This window comes from Mycobacterium sp. JS623, assembly GCF_000328565.1.
Lineage (GTDB): Bacteria > Actinomycetota > Actinomycetes > Mycobacteriales > Mycobacteriaceae > Mycobacterium.
Genome location: NC_019966.1, coordinates 5,670,050 through 5,689,380, shown reverse-complemented (window position 1 = coordinate 5,689,380; position 19,331 = coordinate 5,670,050). Strand labels below are relative to the sequence as shown.

Here is a 19,331-nt window from a genome sequence, read left to right as displayed (position 1 = left end):
GGGCACTGATGGCCCACCGAGGACTGCTGATCAAGGTGGGCATCTTTGCAGTGGTCATGCTGTTGGTATCCGCTGCTTTGGTGGTGATCTTCGGCGAGTTCCGGTTCGCCTCCACCAGCACTTACCACGCCACCTTCACTGACGCGTCGCGGCTGAAGAATGGCAACGATGTGCGCATCGCAGGCGTTCCGGTGGGCAGTGTCAGAGACGTGAAGCTAAACCCCGACAACACCGTCGATGTGGCGTTCACCGTCAACAAGAAGTATCAGATGTACACGTCAACGCGTGCGGCGATCCGATACGAGAATCTGGTTGGCGACCGCTACATGGAAGTCACGTCGGGTCCCGGTGACCTTCGGAAGTTGCCGCCGGGCGGAACGGTCAACATCGACCACACCGAGCCCGCGCTGGATCTCGATGCCTTGCTCGGCGGGCTGCGTCCCGTGGTCAAGGGCCTCAACGGCACGCAGGTCAACCAGATCAACAATGCGATCCTCGAGCTCTTGCAGGGCCAGGGCGGCGCGTTGGCGCAATTGCTCTCCGACACTGGAACATTCAGCCAATCCCTGGCCGATCGCTATCAGGTGATCTCGGACGTGATCCACAATCTCAATGAGGTGCTGGGCACCATTGACGGAAAGAGTGCGCAGTTTGATGCCAGCGTGGACCAGCTCCAGAAGCTGGTAAGTGGATTGGCGCAGGGCCGCGACCCGATCGCGGGAGCCATTCCACCGCTGGCATCCGCTGAAACGGACCTGACCGAGTTGCTGGTGAACTCGCGCCGGCCGGTGCAGGGCATACTCGAGAACCTTCGCCCATTGGCTACCGAGCTCGACAACCGCAAGGGAGACGTCAACAAAGTCATCGAACCGCTCGCCGAGAACTATCTGCGGCTCAATTCCCTTGGCGCATACGGGTCATACTTCAACTATTACATCTGCTCGGTGTCGCTCAAGTTCAACGGGCCAGCGGGCAGCGACATCTTCCTGCCAATTGGCGGCGTCCCGGATCTGTCGAAGGGCAGGTGCTCCGAAAATGGATAAGACGCTGCGCTCAGGCATCTTCGGACTGGTAGTCGTCATATGTGTTTTGATCGTCGCGTTTGGTTACACGACGCTGCCTTTTTACCCGCAAGGCAAGCAATACGAGGCCTACTTTGCCGACGCCGGCGGCATTTCGCCGGGTAATGACGTCAACGTCTCCGGCATAGCGGTCGGTAAGGTCACCGGGGTCGCACTCGCGGGCGACGTCGCAAAGGTGACGTTCACCGTCAACCGCAAGGTTCGGCTGGGTGATCAAACGCTGGCATCGATCAAGACCGACACCGTACTGGGTGAGAGGTCACTAGCGGTGACCCCGCGAGGCGGCGGGTCAGTGACATCAATTCCCTTGGGGCGCACGACGGTTCCGTACACGCTGAACATGGCGCTGCAGGATCTTGGTCAGAATTCCGCCGAACTCGACAAGGGACAGTTGAACCAGGCGTTGAGTGTGTTGACCGAATCCCTGCGCGACGCAACCCCCCAGCTGCGTCGAACACTGGACGGAGTGGCGTCGTTGTCTCGCAGCATCAATGCCAACGATGAGGCGTTGGGCCAGCTGTTGGCCCACGCGCAGTCGGTGACAAAGGTGCTCGCCGACCGGGCCAATCAGGTGAACCAGCTCGTCACCGACGGTAATCAACTATTCGCCGCGCTCGACGAGCGCCGTACCGCGTTGAGCAACCTGATCGCCGGCATCGACGATGTCTCACGCCAGATTTCGGGATTTGTGGCCGACAACCGCCGCGAGTTCGGTCCTGCTCTGCAGAAGTTGAACCTCGTGCTGGACAATCTCCTTGAGCGTCGCGAGCACATCAGCCAGGCGATTCGCCGGTTGCCGCCATATGCCACCGCCCTCGGCGAATCGGTCGGTTCCGGTTCGGGCTTCAACGTCAACCTTCCCAACGCTGTACCAAACATTTCGCAGCAGGAGCTATTACTGGACCTCTACTTCCAACCGGGCAAGGTTCCCGACAGCCTCGCCGATTTCATCCGCGGATTCATCGACGAGCGGTTGATCGTAAGGCCGAAGTCACCGTGACCCGCTGGCTGCGTTATGGAGTCATCGGTGCTCTGGCGGTGGCACTGATCGGTGGACTGTATGTGGTGTGGCCGCGAGTCGGAACATACCGAGTGGTCGGCTATTTCACGTCGGCAACCGGCCTGTACCCGGGGGACGATGTCCGCGTCGTCGGTGTGCCGATCGGCACGATCGAATCGATCTCGCCTGAAGCCGATGCCGTCAAGATCACCATGCGGGTGCAGGACGACGTCAAATTGCCCGCCGATGCCCGTGCAGTCGTCATTGCGCCGAACATCGTTGCGGCCCGGTTCATTCAGCTGACCCCCGCATTCAAGGGCGGTGCGGCCATGAAGGACGGCGACAGTATCGCGCTGCAACGCACCGCTGTTCCCGTGGAGTGGGACGAAGTCAAATCCGAGTTGACGCAACTCAGCCAGCAACTCGGACCGCAGGCCGGCCAGGTTCAAGGCCCATTGAGCGCGTTCATAGACCAAGCGGCCGACACCTTTGACGGAAACGGCGATTCGTTCCGGCGAGCCCTGCGCGAGTTGTCGCAGACCGCGGGGAGGCTGGGTGACTCACGCACTGACCTGTTCGGCACGGTCAAGAATCTGCAGATCCTGATTGACGCACTGTCGCGCAGCAACGATCAAATCGTGCAATTCAGTGGGCATTTGGCGTCCGTGTCGCAGGTTCTGGCCGATAGCTCCGAGGGTCTGAACAACACCCTAGGCACGCTCAACCAGGCCCTGTCAGATATTCGCGGCTTCCTCAACGAGCACAATGAGACCCTGATTGCCAGCGTCAACAAGCTGACCGACTTCACCAGCCTGCTCTCGAATCAAAGCGACGACATCGAGCAGTTGCTGCACGTCCTTCCGAACGCGATGGCGAATTTCTACAACATCTACAACCCGGCCCAGGGCACCGCGAATGGTCTGCTGAGCCTGCCGGAGTTGACGAACCCGGTGCAGTTCATCTGCGCGGACTTTGACGCCGCGGGCCAGCCTGACAATTACAAGCGGACTGAGATCTGTCGCCAGCGGATGGCTCCGGTGCTGCGGCGCCTGATGATGAACTACCCACCCATCATGTCGCATGGAATCAACACGATCACCGCGTACAAAGGCCAGGTCATCTATGACACCCCGGCGACGGAGGCCAAGGCGCAGACCTACATCCCGTATCTGCAGTGGATACCGTCAAACGGACGGTATCCGCCCCGATCCGGTGAGGGCGGCGATGTGAGTTCGTTGCTCCTGCCGCCGAATCCCGCTCCTGGTCCACCGCCACCGGCGCAGCCCTACACGCTCGGGCCAGTGGTGCCACCCGCAGGACCAGAGCCCGCCGCGCCGGCGCCCGCTGCGGCCGGGCCCCTCCCTGCCGAGGCGCCGGTTCCGGCCGACGCTGTACCACCGATGCAGCCGGTCGGTCCGCAACAACCTGGAGGCGGCGGATGACGCGAAAGTCGATGAGCCTCAACGTCGGCCGCGCGACGCGCCGCACGGCAGCCATCGGTTCCGGCGTCGTGTTGCTGGCCGGCTGCCAATTCGGCGGCCTGAATTCGCTGAACATGCCGGGCACCGTTGGCCATGGCGCCGGCGCATATTCGATCACGGTGGAGCTGCCGGATGTGGCCACGCTGCCGCAGAATTCGCCGGTGATGGTCGACGACGTCACAGTCGGCAGTGTGTCGGGCGTGGAGGCCGTACAGCGCGCGGATGGCAGTTTCTACGCGGCGGTGAAACTGTCCCTTGAACACAGCGTCAAGTTGCCGGCCAACGCGATCGCAAAAGTCGGGCAGACGTCGCTCTTGGGCTCGCAGCATGTCGAGCTGTCGGCTCCCGTGGGACAGCCCCCAGTTGGGGCGCTGCGTGACGGGTCGCGGATCCCCGAGAACCAGGGCAGCCGCTTCCCGACCACCGAGGAAGTGCTGTCCGCGTTGGGTGTCGTCGTCAACAAGGGCAACCTTGGTGCGCTGCAAGACATTACCCAAGAAGTCTCCGCCGCAGTGGCCGGACGTGAAGGCGAGTTCGCTGACCTGATTCCGCGGCTCGCCGAGCTGGCCGCGTCGTTGAATCGGCAGACCGACGACATCATCAACGCGGCCGAAGGGCTCAATCGGTTCGCCGGAATCCTCGCTCGACAAAAGGACAGCCTGGACCGCACCCTGGACACGCTTCCTGGAGCGTTGAAGGTGCTCAACGACAACCGCGCCAACATCGTCGACGCATTCGCTGGGCTGCGCAGGCTCGCCACGGTCGGGGCACGTATCCTCTCGGAGACGAAGAGTGACTTCGCCGCGGAAACGAAGGACCTGTACGCAGTCATCAAGCCGGTCAACGACAACCGTTCTGCGCTGGTGGACTCCCTGGACTTCCTGGCGACCTTCCCGTTCCCGGGTAAGAACTTGAAGCGCGTGGCCAGGGGCGACTACTTCAACATCTGGGAAGTTTTCGACCTGACCCTTCGCCGGCTGGGCGAGACGATATTCACGACGTCGTTGGGCTTGGACCCGAACATGAAGCACCTCGACGAAGTCGTCAGCCCGCCGGACTTCCTCGTCGGGGAGATGGCGAACCTCTCGGGGCAGGCCGCAGATCCGTTCAAGATTCCGCCCGGTACCGCATCGGGTCAGGAGGTGCCACCCAAGTAATGCTGAACCGAACTGCGCGAATCCAACTCGCCGTTTTCGCCGTCGTGACCGTGCTCACCGTCGCGGCGATCGCGATGTTCTACCTGCGCGTCCCGGCTCGGCTGGGAATCGGCGCCTATGAGGTCACGGCGAACTTTGCCGCAGGCGGCGGCCTGTATCAGAACGCCAACGTCGCTTTCCGCGGTGTGCAAGCAGGACGCGTTGAGTCCGTAAAGCTGACCGACGACGGCGTCGCCGCGCGACTGCGGCTCAACAGCGACATCAAAATCCCGGCGAATTCGACAGCGACGGTCAAGAGCGTCTCTGCGGTCGGCGAACAGTATGTGGATTTCGTGCCGCCCGAGCATCCGTCGCAGGCGGTGCTGGGTGATGGTTCCGTCATCCCGAAGGAGCGGACGGCGATCCCGCAGGACGTAGCCGACCTGTTGCACCAGGCCGACCAATTGGTGAGCAGCCTCAACAACACCCGTCTTCAGGACGTGCTGCGAGAAACGTTCAAGGCGTTCAACGGTTCTGGGCCGGAACTTGCGCGGCTGATCCAATCAACGCGGTCGTTGGTCGACGAGGCCAACTCGAGCTGGCCGCAGACCTCTGCGCTCATCGACCAGGCCGGGCCGTTCCTGGACGCTCAGATCCGTAGCGGCGACGACATCCGGTCCTTCGCCGACGGGCTTGCGCGCCTGACGACGGAGGTGGCCCACGCCGATCCTCAGCTGCGGTCGGTGCTGTCGAACGCGCCGTCGGCGGCCGACGAAGCAAGCCAGACGTTCGAGGGCATTCGCCCGTCCTTCCCGGTGCTGGCGGCCAACCTGGCCAACCTCGGCCGCATCGGTGTCATCTACAACAGGTCAATCGAACAGGCGCTGGTCATCTTCCCTGCCCTGCAGGCGGCTCTCATTACCATCGGCGGTCAACTACCCGCGGATGAAGGGGGCAAGCAGGACTTCAAGATATCTATCAACGACCCGCCCCCGTGCAACGTCGGATTCCTGTCGCCGATGGATATTCGATCGCCAGGCGACACTACGTTGCGCGAGTTGCCGACGGACCTGTATTGCAAAGTGCCCCAGAACGATCCGAGCGTGGTCCGCGGCGCGAGGAATTACCCGTGCCAGGAGTTCCCTGGTAAGCGCGCGCCAACAATTCAGCTCTGCCGGGATCCAAAGGGGTACGTGCCGATCGGGAACAATCCCTGGCGTGGCCCGCCCGTGCCGACGGGCACACCGGTTACGGACCCACGAAACATCTTGCCGCCGAACAAGTTCCCATATATTCCACCGGAAGCCGATCCCGATCCGGGCTATCCGGTGGCACCGGGGTTGATCCCACCGGGGATTCAGCCTGGTCCGGGTCCTGCGCCGCACCAACCGTGGCCGTATATCCCGCCCCCCAACGACAATGGGCCGCCGCCCCCGGCGACGGCATGGATACCGCCGGCACCGTATCCGGATGCCTGGCCGCCGCCGGCAAATCCGCAACCGCCGTTTATGTTTCCAGGACCGTATAACCCGGTTGCACCGCCGCCGGGGCCGGCGCCTGCACCACCACCACCGCCGGTGCCTGCGGAGCTGCCGCCGTCGGCGGTGACCCCGCCGCTGGCCAGCGGCACCGCATACGGCACGTACGATCAGCACACCGGGGTGTTCGTCGACCCGGCCGGCGGTACTGGCGTGTTTGCGGCAGGTGCCTCTGACATACGGCCACAAGAGAATTGGGTAGATCTCATGCTTTATCCGAGGCAGACGTGATGACGTCCAGCCCCACCCGACCTTCGCAGGCCGCGCGCCGCCGCGCATCCAGGGCCGCCGGTCCCGCGAACGGAAAGTCGGCCGAGACAATCGCCGTGCGTGTTGAGACGCCGGCACCTTCCGATGCAACCCGCGCACGCAAGTCTCGTACACCTGCGGCACCGGCACGCAGGCCGGCGCACCGGCAGATGGTGGCGATCGTTTCGCTGGCGGTCGTGTTTGTCGCGACGGCCGTGCTCGGCGCTGCGGTGGCGGCGATGATCGTCCAGAAAAATCACGTGGAAGCCATGCAGGCGCGCAACCAGCGATTCATCGACACCGCCACGCAGACGGTGATGAACATGTTCAGCTTCAAGCAGGACACGATCGATGACAGCGTTAACAGGTTGTATGACAACACAAGTGGCCCGTTGCGCGACATGCTCGGCCAGAGCAACAACGTCGAGAACCTCAAGGCGATTTTCCGGGACACCGGTGGTAGTTCGGAGGCGGTAATCAACGGTGCTGCGCTGGAAGGTATTGATGGCATTAGTGGTAACGCGTCGGTGCTCGTGTCCGCCCGAGTCACCGCGAGCGATATGAATGGAAACAATAGGCCGTCGCAGCCTTACCGACTGCGGATTGTCGTGCATGAGGGCGACGACGGACGAATGACGGCATACGACCTCAAGTACCCCAACGGTGGGAACTGATGCGCTGGTTCGTGAGCATCATCGCCGGCCTGCTTACCGCTGCGTTCGTGGGGCTGGCCGCGGTGGGCGGTTGGATGTATTGGCAGAGGGTGGAGATGCGTAGTGAGCAGGCCGCCCGAGATGAGCTGGGACCGCTTGCGCAAAAAGAGATTCCCGCCGTCTTCAACTACGACTACAAAACGGTGGAGCGAAGCCTCAACGACGCCTACAACCTGCTCACGCCGGACTACCGCAGGGAGTTCGAGAGTAAAGCGAATTCGGACATCATCCCGCAGGCGCGGCAGCGGGAAGTGGTGAGCCAAGCCAACGTCGTCGGCGTCGGAGTAATGGACGCGCAGCGAAACTCCGCAGCGGTGATGGTGTACCTCAACCGGACGGTGTCCGATAAGTCGAGTCGCGAGCGGCCGATCTACGACGGCGTACGACTGCGCGTGGAATACAAGCGCGTGAACGGCAAGTGGCTGATCAACTACATCACTCCGATTTAACGGTGTTGTCGCTGGCCGCCAACGCGTCGAGGAACGCCCGCGCCCACCGGTCGACGTCGTGCGCCAGCACCTGCCTGCGCAGCGCGCGCATGCGTCGCCTACCTTCTTCCGGCGCCTGATTGAGCGCCTCCTCGATGGCGTCCTTGACGCCTTCGAGGTGATGGGGGTTGGTGAGGTAGGCCTGGCGGAGTTCGGATGCGGCGCCGGTGAATTCGCTGAGGACCAGCGCGCCACCCAGATCACTGCGGCAGGCCACGTACTCCTTGGCCACCAGGTTCATTCCGTCGCGCAATGGGGTGACCAGCATGACGTCGGCCGCGACGAAGAATGCGATCAATTCCTCGCGGGGGATCGGCCGGTGCAGATAGTGCACGATCGGATGCCCGACCTCGGCGTACTCACCGTTGATGTGCCCGACCTGGCGCTCGATGTCCTCGCGCATCTCGATATAGCTTTCGACGCGCTCCCGGCTGGGCGTCGCGAGTTGCACGAGTACGGTGTCGTCGCGCTTGGCCCGATGTTCGGCTAATAGCTCCGAAAACGCTCGCAGCCGAACGTCAATGCCCTTGGTGTAGTCCAGCCGGTCGACGCCGAGCAGGATCTTGCGCGGGTTGCCGAGCTCGCTGCGGATCTCACGGGCCCGCTGCCGGATGGCCCGGCTCCGAGACTGCTGGTCTAGGGCCGTGGAGTCAATTGAGATCGGGAAGGCGCCGACCTTGACGGTACGGAAGCCGACGTCGATCTCGCCGAATTTGGACCGCACGCCGACGGTCCCGCGTGACGTGTTCGCACCGACAAGCCGGCGCGCCAGGATCATGAAATTCTGTGCGCCGCCGGGCAAGTGGAACCCGACCAGATCGGCGCCGAGCAGGCCCTCGGTGATCTCGGTGCGCCACGGCATCTGCATGAACAGCTCGACCGGCGGAAACGGAATATGCAGAAAAAAGCCGATGGTCAGATCGGGCCGCAGCATCCGCAGCATTTTCGGGACCAGCTGTAGCTGATAGTCCTGCACCCACACCGTCGCGCCCTCGGCAGCCACCTTGGCGGTGGCCTCGGCGAAGCGCCGGTTGACCGTGACGTACGCGTCCCACCACTCTCGGTGGTAGATCGGCTTGACGATGACGTCGTGGTACAGCGGCCACAGGGTGGCGTTCGAGAACCCCTCGTAATAGTCGGCTACCTCATCGGCAGACAACCGGACCGGACACAGGTACATGTCGTCCTGCTCGATGGGCTCCTCATCGGTGTCGGGAATGCCCGGCCAGCCGATCCACGCGCCACGACGACGTCGCAGCAGCGGCTCAAGCGCTGTGACCAGGCCGCCGGGGCTCCGCTTCCACGTTGTGCTGCCGTCGGGCAGCCGCTCCATGTCGATGGGCAGCCGGTTGGCCACCACGACAAAGTCCGCTTCACCGGGGCCGCGCGCTTGACCGTCCCCCGGAGTCACTTAAGCCTCGAGCTTCGGTCCAATGCCGAGCATCGATAGGAAGATCCGGCATTCGTCGGCGTCGGTCGCGTATGCAGCCACGACGCGCCTGGCCTGGCGTGCAGTGCTGTCGGCAAGCGGCTCCACGTCGCCGATCTCGGCGGGGTCAGATTTCGCAGGCATATGACAACCTTACCGACCCTGCGGCCACCAGGGTCGATGCCGTCCGCTACGGGCTCGAACTGACGGTCAAACGCGGCTCCGGCGCTGGTCCCATGGCGTCTGATTCCTCGGACAGGCCGATGCACTGGCCGGAGTTGTGACCGGTGCACGGCACGCCGTCAACCGACGGCAGATCGGGGTTACCAGGGATACTGCTGAATGACGCGCCCGAGTTCGGCACGGTGTGCGGGACGCAGATGCCCGTGTACAAGTCTTCCTCTTCACCTGACGGGCACTGGGCCAGCGGCACCGAGGCACTGGGAATGGTGACGACGGCGATCGCCGGAGCTGCGGCCACCGCGACCGCGAATCCGCCGGCAAGGATCAGTCGTCGTACTGAGAGCTCAAGGGTCGCCATCGTCCACGCCTTTACGTAGTTATTGAGAATCTCGTCGGGAGTCTATGGAAGCTGAAAGAAATCTGCATACATTCCATGAGTTCCCTGTGAGTGCGACCCGGTGAGCCTGCGGATCCGCCGCCGCTCTATGGGCTGGCTTCGATAGTCGAGCGCGGTACGGGCTGCGGCCCTGCGGCCGCCTCATCCTCGGCGAGCCCGATGCATGCACCCGAACTGCGCCCGCCGGTGCATGGAACACCTTCGATTTCCGGAATGTCGGGATTGGCTGCCGTCGAGGTGAATCCCTCCGGCGAGTTAGGCACCAAAATAGGGGTGCAGGACAACGTAAAAACGTCTTCTTCTTCACCGTCGCTGCATTGCGCCAACGGTCTGGAATCCGTTGAATGCGCGGCGATTGCGACGGCAGGGGTGATGGCGATCGCGAGTGCGAATCCGCCAGCCGAAAGCAGGCGTCGAGTAGTGATCGAATGTTTCGTCATTGCCGAATTCTACGAATGCTGAAAGCAATCTGCAGACATTCTCGATGTTCGCTGGGAATGTAGCTGTGGCGCAAACAAATAAGCTGGGGCACCTCTGCGCCCCAGCTCATTCGGCGGGTCTGTTACGGGCTCGAGCTGACCGACGAGTGCGGCACCGCCTGCGGGCCTTCTGCCTGCTCCTCTTCGGACAGACCGATGCACTGGCCGGAATTGGCTCCGGTGCACGGAATGTTGTCCACCTCGGGCAGCCCGCCGGGCGAGGTCACGCCAACTTCAGGGGAATTCGGCACCAGATCCGGCGTGCATTCACCAGTGAAGACGTCCTCGGATTCACCGCCGGGGCACGCCGCGATCGTGGGCGCGTGGGTGGGCGTGGCGACGACAGCGACCGCCGGCGCAGCCGCAATAGCGACCGCGAACCCGCCGGCAAGGAGTAGTCGTTGTAGTGGAAGCCTCAAGATCGCCATCGTCACGCTTTCTGTAGTTTTGCTGTTGGTTTGTCGCCCGAAGTTGTGGCGGGCAGAGGGGATCTGCTGGCGGAGACATTACGCTGCCCTACTGGAAAACGCCGGGTCAACGTCCTTAAAGTGGTGCGGGTGTCCCAATTCTGAAAACTTGCTGGCAGGTGGCTGTGACACCGCGCCACGAGCGCTTGCCATGGCACCGTAATGTGCAATCCGTCAATGGCTTTTAAGCGAACGAGGTGGTCCGCTGTGGCAAGTCCTGATCTGACCAGCGCCGAGGAGATCGGCGGCGATGCGCCCCAGCAGGTGGAGTACGAAACCCTCGACGAGGGCACCATCGCGCGGATCTGGCTGAACAGGCCCGAGGCCCAGAACGCCCAGTCGCGAACTCTGTTGGTGCAGCTTGATGAGGCCTTCGGCCGCGCAGAGGCCGACGATACGGTGCGCGTGGTGATCCTGGCTGCCCGCGGCAAGAACTTCTCGGCCGGGCACGATCTCGGCTCGGAGGAGGCACTGGCGGAGCGCAAGCCCGGCCCGGGGCAGCATCCCACGTTTCAGTTCAACGGCGCGACAAGGTCGGCCGTCGCGGAGCGGACGTACCTACAGGAATGGCACTATTTCTTCGAAAACACCAGGCGCTGGCGCGATCTGCGCAAGATCACCATCGCGCAGGTGCAGGGCAACGCGATCTCGGCGGCCCTCATGCTGATCTGGGCGTGCGACCTGATTGTCGCCGCCGACGATGCGAAGTTCAGCGACGTCGTCGCCGTTCGGATGGGGATGCCCGGCGTCGAGTATTACGCGCACCCATGGGAATTCGGCGCGCGCAAAGCGAAAGAACTTTTGCTGACCGGTGATTCGATCGACGCCGACGAGGCGCACCGCCTTGGCATGGTTTCCAAAATCTTCCCTCGCGCAGAACTCGAGGACAAGACGCAGGAATTCGCCCGGCGCATCGCAGAGCGGCCCACCATGGCGGCGTTGCTTGTGAAGGATTCCGTCAACGCTGCGGCCGACGCGATGGGGTTCACCGAAGCCCTTCGACACGCGTTCCACATTCACGAGCTCGGCCACGCGCACTGGGCAGCCGCCAACGAGAACCGCTATCCCGTCGGCCTGCCGCCGGACGTGCCGGACTGGCGCACGCTGGGGGCCCCGAAGCTTGCCCGCCGCGACGAGCCGTGACGTATAACTAGAACCTGTTCTAGTAACCCGGCGAAGGGGTCAGCAGTGCAGCTGTCGTTGGCGGAGCGAACGGTACTGGTCACCGGCGGTGGCAGCGGGATCGGCAAGGCTACGGCCGCCGCGGTCGTGGCCGCCGGCGGCCACGCGATGCTGGTCGGGCGCAACGCCGACACGCTGGCGGCGGCGGCGGATGAGATCACGGCGGAGGGCGGCGCCGGTGCGGTGCTGTACGAACCCGCCGATGTCACCAACGAGGACGAGGTGGCGCGCGCCGTCGAGGCGGCGACCGCGTGGACCGGTCGGCTGTGGGGCGTGGTGCACTGCGCGGGCGGCAGCGAAACCATCGGCCCGATCACCCAGATCGACTCTGAAGCGTGGCGGCGCACTGTCGATCTGAACATCAACGGCAGCATGTACATGATCAAGCATTCCGCGCGGGAGATGGTCCGCGGTGGGGGTGGGTCGTTCATCGGTATCTCGTCGATCGCGGCGAGCAACACGCACCGGTGGTTCGGCGCTTACGGCGTCTCCAAGGCGGCCATCGACCATCTGATGCAGTTGGCCGCCGACGAACTGGGTGCGTCGTGGGTGCGGGTCAACTGCATCCGGCCCGGCCTGATCCGCACTGAACTCGTTGCGCCCGTCCTTGATTCGCCGGAGTTGAGTGCCGATTACGCGGAGATCACACCGTTGCCGCGACCGGGTGAGGCAGAGGACATTGCCAACGCCGCGCTGTTCCTGCTCAGCGACGCATCGAGCTACATCACCGGTCAGGTGATCAATGTGGACGGCGGCGTGCTGGTACGTCGCGGCCCCGACTACTCGGCGATGTTGGAGCCGCTCTTCGGTGCCGATGGGCTGCGGGGCGTCGTGGCAAGGGTTGATTCCCAGCCGGATCTAGCCCCGTGACGTTGGGCTAGATCCACCTGCCTCCCAGGCGGGTAGCGCGCCGACGGCCGACCAGTCCAGGCTGGCGCCGCCGTTGGCGAGCAGCGTCAGGAAGCGATCTCGCAACAAGCTGGCGATCGGGAGCGGAGTCTGCAGTGCCTCGCCCGCCGCGAGCACCAGTCGGATGTCTTTCTGGCCGAGTTCGGCGGCGAAACCAGCGGGCTCGAATTCTTCACGCGCGATCAGCCCGCCATACGTCTTGTACACCGGAGCGCCGAACAGCGTCGCGGTGAGGATCTCGAGGTACTCGCTCTTGTCTACGCCCGCCTTGGCAACCAAAGCCATTGCTTCCCCGAGAGATTCGATCACCGACGCGATCAGGAAGTTGCCGCTCAGCTTCACCAGGTTGGCTGCCTTCGGCTGGTCCGACACCACGAATGTCCGCTGGCCGATCGCATCGAAAACGGGTGAAAGCAGTTGCAGCGCGTCATCGGCACCGGCTGCCACCACGAAAAGCTTTGCAGCTGCGGCTGCTTCGGGCCTGCCGAACACAGGCGCCGCGACGAACCGCTGGCCCGTCTCGGCATGCGCGGCCGTCAGCCGCTCCGACAGCGCAACGCTGATCGTGCTAGACGAGACATGCGTCGCGCCGGGCCTCAGCGAGGCCAGGATGCCGTCGTCGCCGTACGTGACCGCCGAGACGGCGTCATCATTGGCCAGCATCGTGATCACGATGTCGCCGTCGCACGTCTCCGCCACCGACTTCGCCGGCTTAGCGCCCTGCTTCGCAAGGGCCGCAACCTTGTCAGGTGACCGGTTGTAGGCCGTCACCTCGTGGCCGACCTTCAGCAGATTCGCGGCCATCCCCGCGCCCATGTTTCCCAGCCCGATGAACCCAATCTTCATGGTTCCACCATGCCGTGAGTTTCTGTGCGCCGCCGCGTGGGTGAGTTGGGGCGGACGAAGCTAACCGCCCGTTCCCAGGTCAAGGGCGAACAAATGCTTCCTTCTCATCTGTCCCCAGTAAACGTCCCCGGCCCGGCAGAGTACGCCAGCAAAGGAATCGCTGCCCGGGGCAGTTAGTCAGGCTTGCAACTCTGCAGCGCGGTGAACTGCGTTGATGATGCCCTGATACCCGGTGCAGCGGCAGAAGTTCCCGGACAGGCCTTCCCGGATTTCCGCATCCGTGGGTGCCGGGTTGTCCCGCAGCAGCGCGGTGATCGACATGACGATCCCTGGCGTGCAGAACCCGCATTGCAAACCATGGCAGTCCCGCAGTGCGGCCTGCACCGGAGAAAGCTCTCCGCCCTCGCCCGCCACTCCCTCGACCGTCGTCACCTCGCAACCGTCCGCCTGCACCGCGAACATCAGGCAGGACCGCATCGCTTGCCCGTCGACCAACACCGTGCACGCCCCGCAGGCGCCGTGCTCGCACCCAAGATGCGTCCCGGTCAGCCCGCAGCGCTCGCGAAGATAGTCAGCGAGCGTCAGCCGCGGTTCCACCGACGCCTCGGTCGGCTGTCCATTCACGGACACCTTCACGGGCCACTCATGCATTCCTTGCCTCCGCGGTCGCAGATTCCCAGGCGCGCGCCACCATGATGGCCCCGACCTTGGCTCGATAGGCGGCCGACCCCTGCAGATCGGCAGGGATCTCGGTCAGTGCGCTGATGGCCTGCCGGCCGACCTCGTCTGCGGTGATGTCGGCGACGGGACGCCCGACCACGGCCTGCTCGGCAGGCGAGCCCCGCAACGGCGTCGATCCCAGGCCGAGAAGTCCTATCCCGCAGCGGCTCACACGAGCATCCTCATCGAGCTGCACTGCGACGGCGGCGCCAGCGATCGCAAAATCGCCGTGCCTGCGGGCGAACTCCTCAACTGCGAAGCCGGACCGCGCGCCCCACACAGGAAAGCGCACAGCCGTGAGAATTTCGTCAGTCGCCATGGAGTTTTCCCAGAGGCCAGTGAAGAACTCGTTCGCCGGAATATCCCGTGCGCCGCGCGGCGAGATCGCTTCGATCTGCGCGTCGAGCGCCAACGCGACCACCGCGTACTCCGCCGCGGGATCGGCGTGGGCGATCGCGCCTCCCAGCGTGCCGCGGTTGCGGATCTGGAAGTGGCCGATATGCGGAGTCGCCAGCGTCAGCAACGGGACCGACTCTGCGACCTCGTCGTCCATCCCGACGAATGCGTGTGGCGTCACTGCGCCGATCCGAACTTCGTTGTCGCGCAGGTCGATACCGAGGAGCTGGCCGATCCGTGAGATGTCGATCAGGTTGTCGAAGTGCGTCAGGCGCATAGCGAGCATGGGCACCAGGCTCTGCCCACCCGCTAGGACCTTCGCATCTTCGCCGTACTCGGCAAGCAGGCCGACGGCTTCGTCGACGGTGGCGGGTCGGTGATACGCGAATGCGGCAGCCTTCATGACACCAGCCGCGACAGCGCATCCAGAAGGTCGTCGGAGCGACGGTTTCGCCGGCGGCCCAACAGGAAGCCGATCACCCCACCTGCCGCCAGCGCGGCCAACGCGGGCGCGAACCGCTTCGCCATCGGTACGGCGACCACCTTGAGCAGATCGATGGACTCGGCAGCGGCAGGTTGGCCAGCCGCCGTGAGGGTTTCGGCTGTCGGCGCGGCGGTGGTGGTTGGCGCGGCCGGTTGCGACCCGCCCAGGATGTCCGCCTCGAGCGCCCTGGCGAACTGCGCGATCAGATTGCCGGCCACTTCGCCAAGCACGCCGCGGCCGAACTGAGCGGCCTTGCCGGAGATCGTCAGGTCCGTGGTGATCACCACGCTGGTGGCGTCGCCTTCGTCCTTGAGCTGTGCGGTGACGACCGCGGCCGCGCTGCCGTTGCCCCTTGTCTCCTTGCCGTTGGCCTTCAGCACCACTCGCTGCGCCGCCGCGTCCTTTTCCAGGAACGCCGCGTTTCCCTTGTAGGACACGGTGATCGGCCCGACCTTGACCTTCACCGCGCCGGTGAACTCGTCACCGTCGACCGTCAGCAGGGTGGCGCCGGGCAGGCACGGGGCGACGCGCTCGACGTCGGTGAGCACCTCCCACGTCTTCGCCGCAGGCACCGCGACCCGAAATTCGTTGTTCAGTTCCACGTTTGCGTCCTCACTTCGTGGCCTGCTCGATCAGTTCGACGATCGCAGCGGGGCTGGCGGGTAGGCGGGTGAGTGTGACACTGAGTGGGGCCAACGCGTCGTTGATCGCATTGATCACCGCGGGAGTCGAGCCGATGGCGCCGCCCTCGCCGACACCCTTGTAGCCGCCGATGCCCGGCCCTGGGATCTCGACGTGGCCGTACTCAATCGGCGGCACCTCGGTGGCGGTCGGCAGCAGATAGTCGACAAACGTTGAGGACAGCGGGTTTCCGTCGTCGTCGTAAACCATGTTCTCCAGCAGCGCACCGCCGATGCCCTGCACTGTGCCGCCCGCGATCTGGCCCTCGACCACGTTGGGGTTGATCATCGCGCCGACGTCCTCGCTGACGATGTAGCGCGTCAGCGTGACGTGTCCGGTCTCGACGTCCACCTCGCACGTGCAGGCATGAGTGGCGTTCGCCCAGTGGATCATTGCCTGAGAGGTGAAGCGCGCGGTCGCCTCCAGCGTGGCCGCCATCCCTGGTGGCAACTGCTGCGGCTCGTAATACGACCGATACGCGATATCGGCGAAACTCACGTTCTTCGACGGGTCTTCGCGGACAAGAGCTTTGGAGCCACTCAGCTCGATGTCGGCCTCTTCGACACCGAGTCGATGGGCGGCCATCGCCACGATCTGCTTGCGCAGCATGCCGCCTGCCTCGTGAACCGCACCCGCCGTCATCGGACCCGACCGGCTGCCCTGCGTGCCGGCGCCGTACGGCGTCACCGCGGTGTCGCCCTGGATCGTGGAGACGTCTTCGATTTTGGCGCCCAGCGCATCTGCCGTCAGCTGCACGACCGTGGTTTCGATGCTGTTGCCTGTCGACCCGCCGTTGACGTAGACGTTGATCTTGCCTGTTGGCTCCATCCGAATGGTCGCGCCCTCGGTCGCGAGGTGACCGGTCGCCGCGCCCGTCGGCTCGATGTATGCCGAGAACCCGAGCCCGAGATAGCGGCCGTGCTCGAGGGCTTCTCGCTGCTCGCGACGAAACCCTTCGTGGTCAAGGATTTTCACCGCCTGCTCGAAGGTGTCCGCAGGCGCGACATGGTCGTAGGGCATGCCATTGGGATTGAAGTACGGCATCTCGTCGCCGCGCAGGATGTTGCGCCGCCGCAGCTCGACGGGATCCATGTTCATCTTGCGCGCGGCGATGTCGAGAAGGATTTCCCGCGTGAGGGTTTCGTACTGCCAGGGCCCACGGTAGGCCGCCAGCCCTGCCGTGTTCGAGAACACCGTCTTGTAGTTGAAGCTCGCCTTGGGAACGCGGTACGGCCCGGGAAAGAACATCCCGACAGCCGCCGTGGTCAGCACCGGGTATGGCGTCGGATACGCACCGATGTCATACACGAAGTCGATGTCGGCGGCGAGGATGTTGCCCTCCTCGTCGAATGCCATCCTGGCCTTACCGTCGACGTGGCGCGCCTGGCCGGCCGACATCAAGTTCTCGCGCCTGTCCTCGATCCACTTCAGCGCGAACGGCACCTTGCGCGCGGCCAGCAGGATGCACATGTCCTCCCGCATCGGGACGACCTTCTGGCCGAACCCACCGCCGGTGTCGCGCATGATGACTCGCACGCCCTGGGCCGGGATGCCGAGCAGCCGCGCGGCGAACGCCCGCAACTCGTGCGGAGTCTGGGTGGACGCCCACACCGTCAGTTCCTCCGACGAGGCCTCCCACTCGACGACCATGCCGCGGGTCTCAATCGGCACCGGTGCATAAATCTGTTGATACACATTGGCTTCGGCGACATGCGCAGCCGACGCGAACGTTTCCTCATCCGGTGGTGCGCCGCCCATGCCGCCCGCGACGTTGTCGGGATAGGCCTCGTGGACGACTGGAACACCGGCGGCAGAGCCGCCGAATGCGCGGGTGAAGTCGGCGATGGCAGGCAGCGGCACGTAGTCGACTTCGACCAACTCGACGGCGTCCTCGGCGAGGTAGCGACTCTCGGCGATAACCAACGCCACCGGATCGCCGACGAACTTGACCTCACCCTCGGCCAGCGGCGGGCGCGGGGTGTCCGGGATGTCCTTACCCGCGACGGCGTGCCACGCCTCTTTGACGTCCCGATTGATGTCGGCCGCCGTCAGCACCGCGCGAACCCCGGGCAGTGCGAGGGCGGCGGTGGCGTCGATGCCACCCAGCTTTGCGCGCGCGAACGGGCTGCGTACGAAGCAGGCGTGCAACAGCCCGGGCCTGGTGACGTCGTCGACGAAAGTGCCGCGACCGGTGAGAAGCCGGTTGTCCTCGACGCGAGGAACGCGGGCGCCCGCATACCGGGCCACGACCGTTTCAGTCACCCATTCACTCCCCTCGAATGCCTGAGAGTCACGTTATCGTACGCGAGAGCGACATTTCCACCCCGATTGTCTCATCTAATTAATGTGGTGGATTCGGCCGTCGACCTCGGTCAATGGCCGGCCGCCACCGCCCCAGCGGCGTGCGATGATCTCCGCGGCTATCGAAACCGCGGTCTCTTCGGGGGTGCGGGCGCCCAGATCGAGGCCGATCGGGCTGGCCAGGCGGTCCAGCTCGGCGTCGGTCAGTCCGACCTCGCGCAGTCGGTTCATCCGGTCGTCGTGGGTGCGACGCGACCCCATCACCCCGATGTAGTCCACCTTGGGCAGTCGCACCGCCACCTGCAGAACGGGCACGTCGAACTTCGGGTCGTGGGTCAGCACGCAGATCGCGGTCCTGCCATCGATCGCGCCCTGCTCGGCCTGTGCGGTGAGGTAGCGGTCGGGCCAGTCGACGATGACCTCGTCGGCGTCGGGAAATCGCGCCGGCGTCGCGAAGACGGGCCTGGCGTCGCACACGGTGACGCGGTATCCGAGAAACGCTCCTTGGCGGGCGAGCGCCGCGGCGAAGTCGATGGCTCCGAAGATCAGCATGCGTGGCCGCGGAGCGTGGCTGGCGACGAACACCTCCATGCCCACTTCCTGACGCTGCCCGTCGGGGCCGTACGACAGCACGGCGGTGCGGCCGGCCGCCAACAGGCCCTTCGCGTCATCGGCGACGGCGTCGTCGGCGCGTGCAGAACCCAACGATCCCGTCACCGACTGCGGTCCGACGACCAGCCGCCGGCCGAGCCAGTCGGGGTCGGGATGTGCGATCACGGTGGCGATGGCAGTCGGGCGTTGGTCCGCGATATCGTCGGCGATCGCCTGCAGTTGCGGAAAAGTGTTGCGGGACACCGGTTCTGCGAAGATGTCGATGATCCCGCCGCAGGTGAGACCCACGGCGAAGGCGTCATCGTCGGAGATCCCGTAGCGATGCAGTTCGGGTCGCCCACTGTCGACGACCTCGTTGGCGAGCTCATAGACGGCGGCCTCGACGCAGCCACCGGACACCGAACCGGCGACAGTGCCGTCAGGGGAGACCACCATCGTGGCGCCCGGCGGACGCGGCGCGGACTTGATGGTGCGGACGACCGTGGCGAGACCCGCTGTTCCGCCGGCACGCCAGACCGTCAGCAGTTCGTCGAGTACGTCGCGCACGCTGAAAAGTCT

At 64.6% G+C, this 19,331-nt stretch carries 20 protein-coding genes; 10 read left to right on the top strand and 10 right to left on the bottom strand.

The window, feature by feature from the left end; translation table 11 throughout:
* Positions 1–8: 8 nt before the first annotated feature.
* The 7 genes from MYCSM_RS27660 to MYCSM_RS27630 are packed head-to-tail and all read left to right on the top strand — an operon-like array spanning position 9 to position 7,648.
* Positions 9–1,043 carry an MCE family protein gene (locus MYCSM_RS27660; protein WP_015309484.1) on the top strand — a complete coding sequence of 345 codons (1,035 nt, stop codon included), beginning with the start codon at positions 9–11 and terminating at the stop codon, positions 1,041–1,043.
* Complete coding sequence (locus MYCSM_RS27655) at positions 1,036–2,082, top strand: MCE family protein (RefSeq protein ID WP_015309483.1); 1,047 nt, start codon at positions 1,036–1,038, stop codon at positions 2,080–2,082. The genes MYCSM_RS27660 and MYCSM_RS27655 overlap by 8 nt, the downstream gene beginning before the upstream one ends.
* On the top strand, positions 2,079–3,524 hold the full coding sequence (locus MYCSM_RS27650; protein ID WP_015309482.1) for a virulence factor Mce family protein: 1,446 nt from the start codon (positions 2,079–2,081) through the stop codon (positions 3,522–3,524). The genes MYCSM_RS27655 and MYCSM_RS27650 overlap by 4 nt, the downstream gene beginning before the upstream one ends.
* Positions 3,521–4,720, top strand: a complete 1,200-nt coding sequence (locus MYCSM_RS27645; protein WP_015309481.1) for an MCE family protein — start codon at positions 3,521–3,523, stop codon at positions 4,718–4,720. The genes MYCSM_RS27650 and MYCSM_RS27645 overlap by 4 nt, the downstream gene beginning before the upstream one ends.
* Positions 4,720–6,468, top strand: a complete 1,749-nt coding sequence (locus tag MYCSM_RS27640) for a virulence factor Mce family protein (RefSeq protein ID WP_015309480.1) — start codon at positions 4,720–4,722, stop codon at positions 6,466–6,468. The genes MYCSM_RS27645 and MYCSM_RS27640 overlap by 1 nt, the downstream gene beginning before the upstream one ends.
* Complete coding sequence (locus MYCSM_RS27635; RefSeq protein ID WP_015309479.1) at positions 6,468–7,160, top strand: hypothetical protein; 693 nt, start codon at positions 6,468–6,470, stop codon at positions 7,158–7,160. Before MYCSM_RS27640 ends, MYCSM_RS27635 begins: the two co-directional genes overlap by 1 nt.
* On the top strand, positions 7,160–7,648 hold the full coding sequence (locus tag MYCSM_RS27630) for a hypothetical protein (protein ID WP_015309478.1): 489 nt from the start codon (positions 7,160–7,162) through the stop codon (positions 7,646–7,648). The genes MYCSM_RS27635 and MYCSM_RS27630 overlap by 1 nt, the downstream gene beginning before the upstream one ends.
* On the opposite strand, the gene MYCSM_RS27625 is transcribed toward MYCSM_RS27630, so the two are convergent.
* From MYCSM_RS27625 to MYCSM_RS27620, 3 genes are read right to left on the bottom strand one after another with little or no spacing between them, the layout of a single operon-like run.
* Positions 7,635–9,098, bottom strand: a complete 1,464-nt coding sequence (locus MYCSM_RS27625) for an alpha,alpha-trehalose-phosphate synthase (UDP-forming) (RefSeq protein WP_015309477.1) — start codon at positions 9,096–9,098, stop codon at positions 7,635–7,637. The two genes, MYCSM_RS27630 and MYCSM_RS27625, sit on opposite strands and share 14 nt — an antisense overlap.
* Positions 9,099–9,260: a hypothetical protein gene (locus tag MYCSM_RS37905; RefSeq protein ID WP_015309476.1), complete on the bottom strand. Its 162-nt coding sequence runs from the start codon at positions 9,258–9,260 to the stop codon at positions 9,099–9,101.
* Positions 9,261–9,306: 46 nt separating this feature from the next.
* Positions 9,307–9,657, bottom strand: a complete 351-nt coding sequence (locus MYCSM_RS27620) for a hypothetical protein (protein ID WP_015309475.1) — start codon at positions 9,655–9,657, stop codon at positions 9,307–9,309.
* Between the two features lie 198 nt (positions 9,658–9,855).
* Between MYCSM_RS27620 and MYCSM_RS38930 the strand changes: the two genes are divergently transcribed.
* Positions 9,856–10,158, top strand: a complete 303-nt coding sequence (locus MYCSM_RS38930) for a hypothetical protein (protein ID WP_157681411.1) — start codon at positions 9,856–9,858, stop codon at positions 10,156–10,158.
* A 100-nt stretch (positions 10,159–10,258) separates the two neighbouring features.
* Here MYCSM_RS38930 and MYCSM_RS27610 read toward each other — a convergent pair whose 3' ends face one another.
* Positions 10,259–10,603: a hypothetical protein gene (locus MYCSM_RS27610; RefSeq protein ID WP_015309474.1), complete on the bottom strand. Its 345-nt coding sequence runs from the start codon at positions 10,601–10,603 to the stop codon at positions 10,259–10,261.
* Positions 10,604–10,849: 246 nt separating this feature from the next.
* Here MYCSM_RS27610 and MYCSM_RS27605 point away from each other — a divergent pair, with 246 nt between their 5' ends.
* Both MYCSM_RS27605 and MYCSM_RS27600 read left to right on the top strand, forming a co-directional pair.
* Positions 10,850–11,785 (top strand): enoyl-CoA hydratase, encoded by a 936-nt coding sequence (locus MYCSM_RS27605; RefSeq protein ID WP_015309473.1) that lies wholly within the window; start codon positions 10,850–10,852, stop codon positions 11,783–11,785.
* A gap of 45 nt (positions 11,786–11,830) precedes the next feature.
* Entirely contained in the window at positions 11,831–12,694 is an 864-nt protein-coding gene (locus MYCSM_RS27600; RefSeq protein ID WP_015309472.1) for an SDR family oxidoreductase, read from the top strand.
* Here the strand turns inward: MYCSM_RS27600 and MYCSM_RS27595 are convergent.
* From MYCSM_RS27595 to MYCSM_RS27570, 6 genes are all read right to left on the bottom strand, one after another.
* Entirely contained in the window at positions 12,683–13,579 is an 897-nt protein-coding gene (locus tag MYCSM_RS27595) for an NAD(P)-dependent oxidoreductase (RefSeq protein WP_015309471.1), read from the bottom strand. The two genes, MYCSM_RS27600 and MYCSM_RS27595, sit on opposite strands and share 12 nt — an antisense overlap.
* 177 nt (positions 13,580–13,756) lie before the next feature.
* A complete protein-coding gene (locus MYCSM_RS27590) occupies positions 13,757–14,230 on the bottom strand; it encodes a (2Fe-2S)-binding protein (protein ID WP_015309470.1) in 474 nt (157 codons plus the stop codon).
* Positions 14,223–15,098 carry an FAD binding domain-containing protein gene (locus MYCSM_RS27585; protein WP_015309469.1) on the bottom strand — a complete coding sequence of 292 codons (876 nt, stop codon included), beginning with the start codon at positions 15,096–15,098 and terminating at the stop codon, positions 14,223–14,225. The genes MYCSM_RS27590 and MYCSM_RS27585 overlap by 8 nt, the downstream gene beginning before the upstream one ends.
* Entirely contained in the window at positions 15,095–15,781 is a 687-nt protein-coding gene (locus MYCSM_RS27580; protein ID WP_015309468.1) for an SRPBCC family protein, read from the bottom strand. Before MYCSM_RS27580 ends, MYCSM_RS27585 begins: the two co-directional genes overlap by 4 nt.
* 10 nt (positions 15,782–15,791) lie before the next feature.
* A complete protein-coding gene (locus MYCSM_RS27575; RefSeq protein ID WP_015309467.1) occupies positions 15,792–18,122 on the bottom strand; it encodes a xanthine dehydrogenase family protein molybdopterin-binding subunit in 2,331 nt (776 codons plus the stop codon).
* 75 nt (positions 18,123–18,197) lie between these two features.
* Positions 18,198–19,319 carry an XdhC family protein gene (locus MYCSM_RS27570; RefSeq protein ID WP_041312771.1) on the bottom strand — a complete coding sequence of 374 codons (1,122 nt, stop codon included), beginning with the start codon at positions 19,317–19,319 and terminating at the stop codon, positions 18,198–18,200.
* Positions 19,320–19,331 lie beyond the last annotated feature (12 nt).

Coding starts and splice junctions, on each gene's coding strand:
- MYCSM_RS27610 (WP_015309474.1), bottom strand. CDS start 10,603: ATGGCGATCTTGAGGCTTCCACTACAACGACTACTCCTTGCCGGCGGG.
- MYCSM_RS27645 (WP_015309481.1), top strand. CDS start 3,521: ATGACGCGAAAGTCGATGAGCCTCAACGTCGGCCGCGCGACGCGCCGC.
- MYCSM_RS27595 (WP_015309471.1), bottom strand. CDS start 13,579: ATGAAGATTGGGTTCATCGGGCTGGGAAACATGGGCGCGGGGATGGCC.
- MYCSM_RS37905 (WP_015309476.1), bottom strand. CDS start 9,260: ATGCCTGCGAAATCTGACCCCGCCGAGATCGGCGACGTGGAGCCGCTT.
- MYCSM_RS27590 (WP_015309470.1), bottom strand. CDS start 14,230: ATGCATGAGTGGCCCGTGAAGGTGTCCGTGAATGGACAGCCGACCGAG.
- MYCSM_RS27620 (WP_015309475.1), bottom strand. CDS start 9,657: ATGGCGACCCTTGAGCTCTCAGTACGACGACTGATCCTTGCCGGCGGA.
- MYCSM_RS27660 (WP_015309484.1), top strand. CDS start 9: ATGGCCCACCGAGGACTGCTGATCAAGGTGGGCATCTTTGCAGTGGTC.
- MYCSM_RS38930 (WP_157681411.1), top strand. CDS start 9,856: ATGCATGCACCCGAACTGCGCCCGCCGGTGCATGGAACACCTTCGATT.
- MYCSM_RS27635 (WP_015309479.1), top strand. CDS start 6,468: ATGACGTCCAGCCCCACCCGACCTTCGCAGGCCGCGCGCCGCCGCGCA.
- MYCSM_RS27585 (WP_015309469.1), bottom strand. CDS start 15,098: ATGAAGGCTGCCGCATTCGCGTATCACCGACCCGCCACCGTCGACGAA.
- MYCSM_RS27630 (WP_015309478.1), top strand. CDS start 7,160: ATGCGCTGGTTCGTGAGCATCATCGCCGGCCTGCTTACCGCTGCGTTC.
- MYCSM_RS27655 (WP_015309483.1), top strand. CDS start 1,036: ATGGATAAGACGCTGCGCTCAGGCATCTTCGGACTGGTAGTCGTCATA.
- MYCSM_RS27640 (WP_015309480.1), top strand. CDS start 4,720: ATGCTGAACCGAACTGCGCGAATCCAACTCGCCGTTTTCGCCGTCGTG.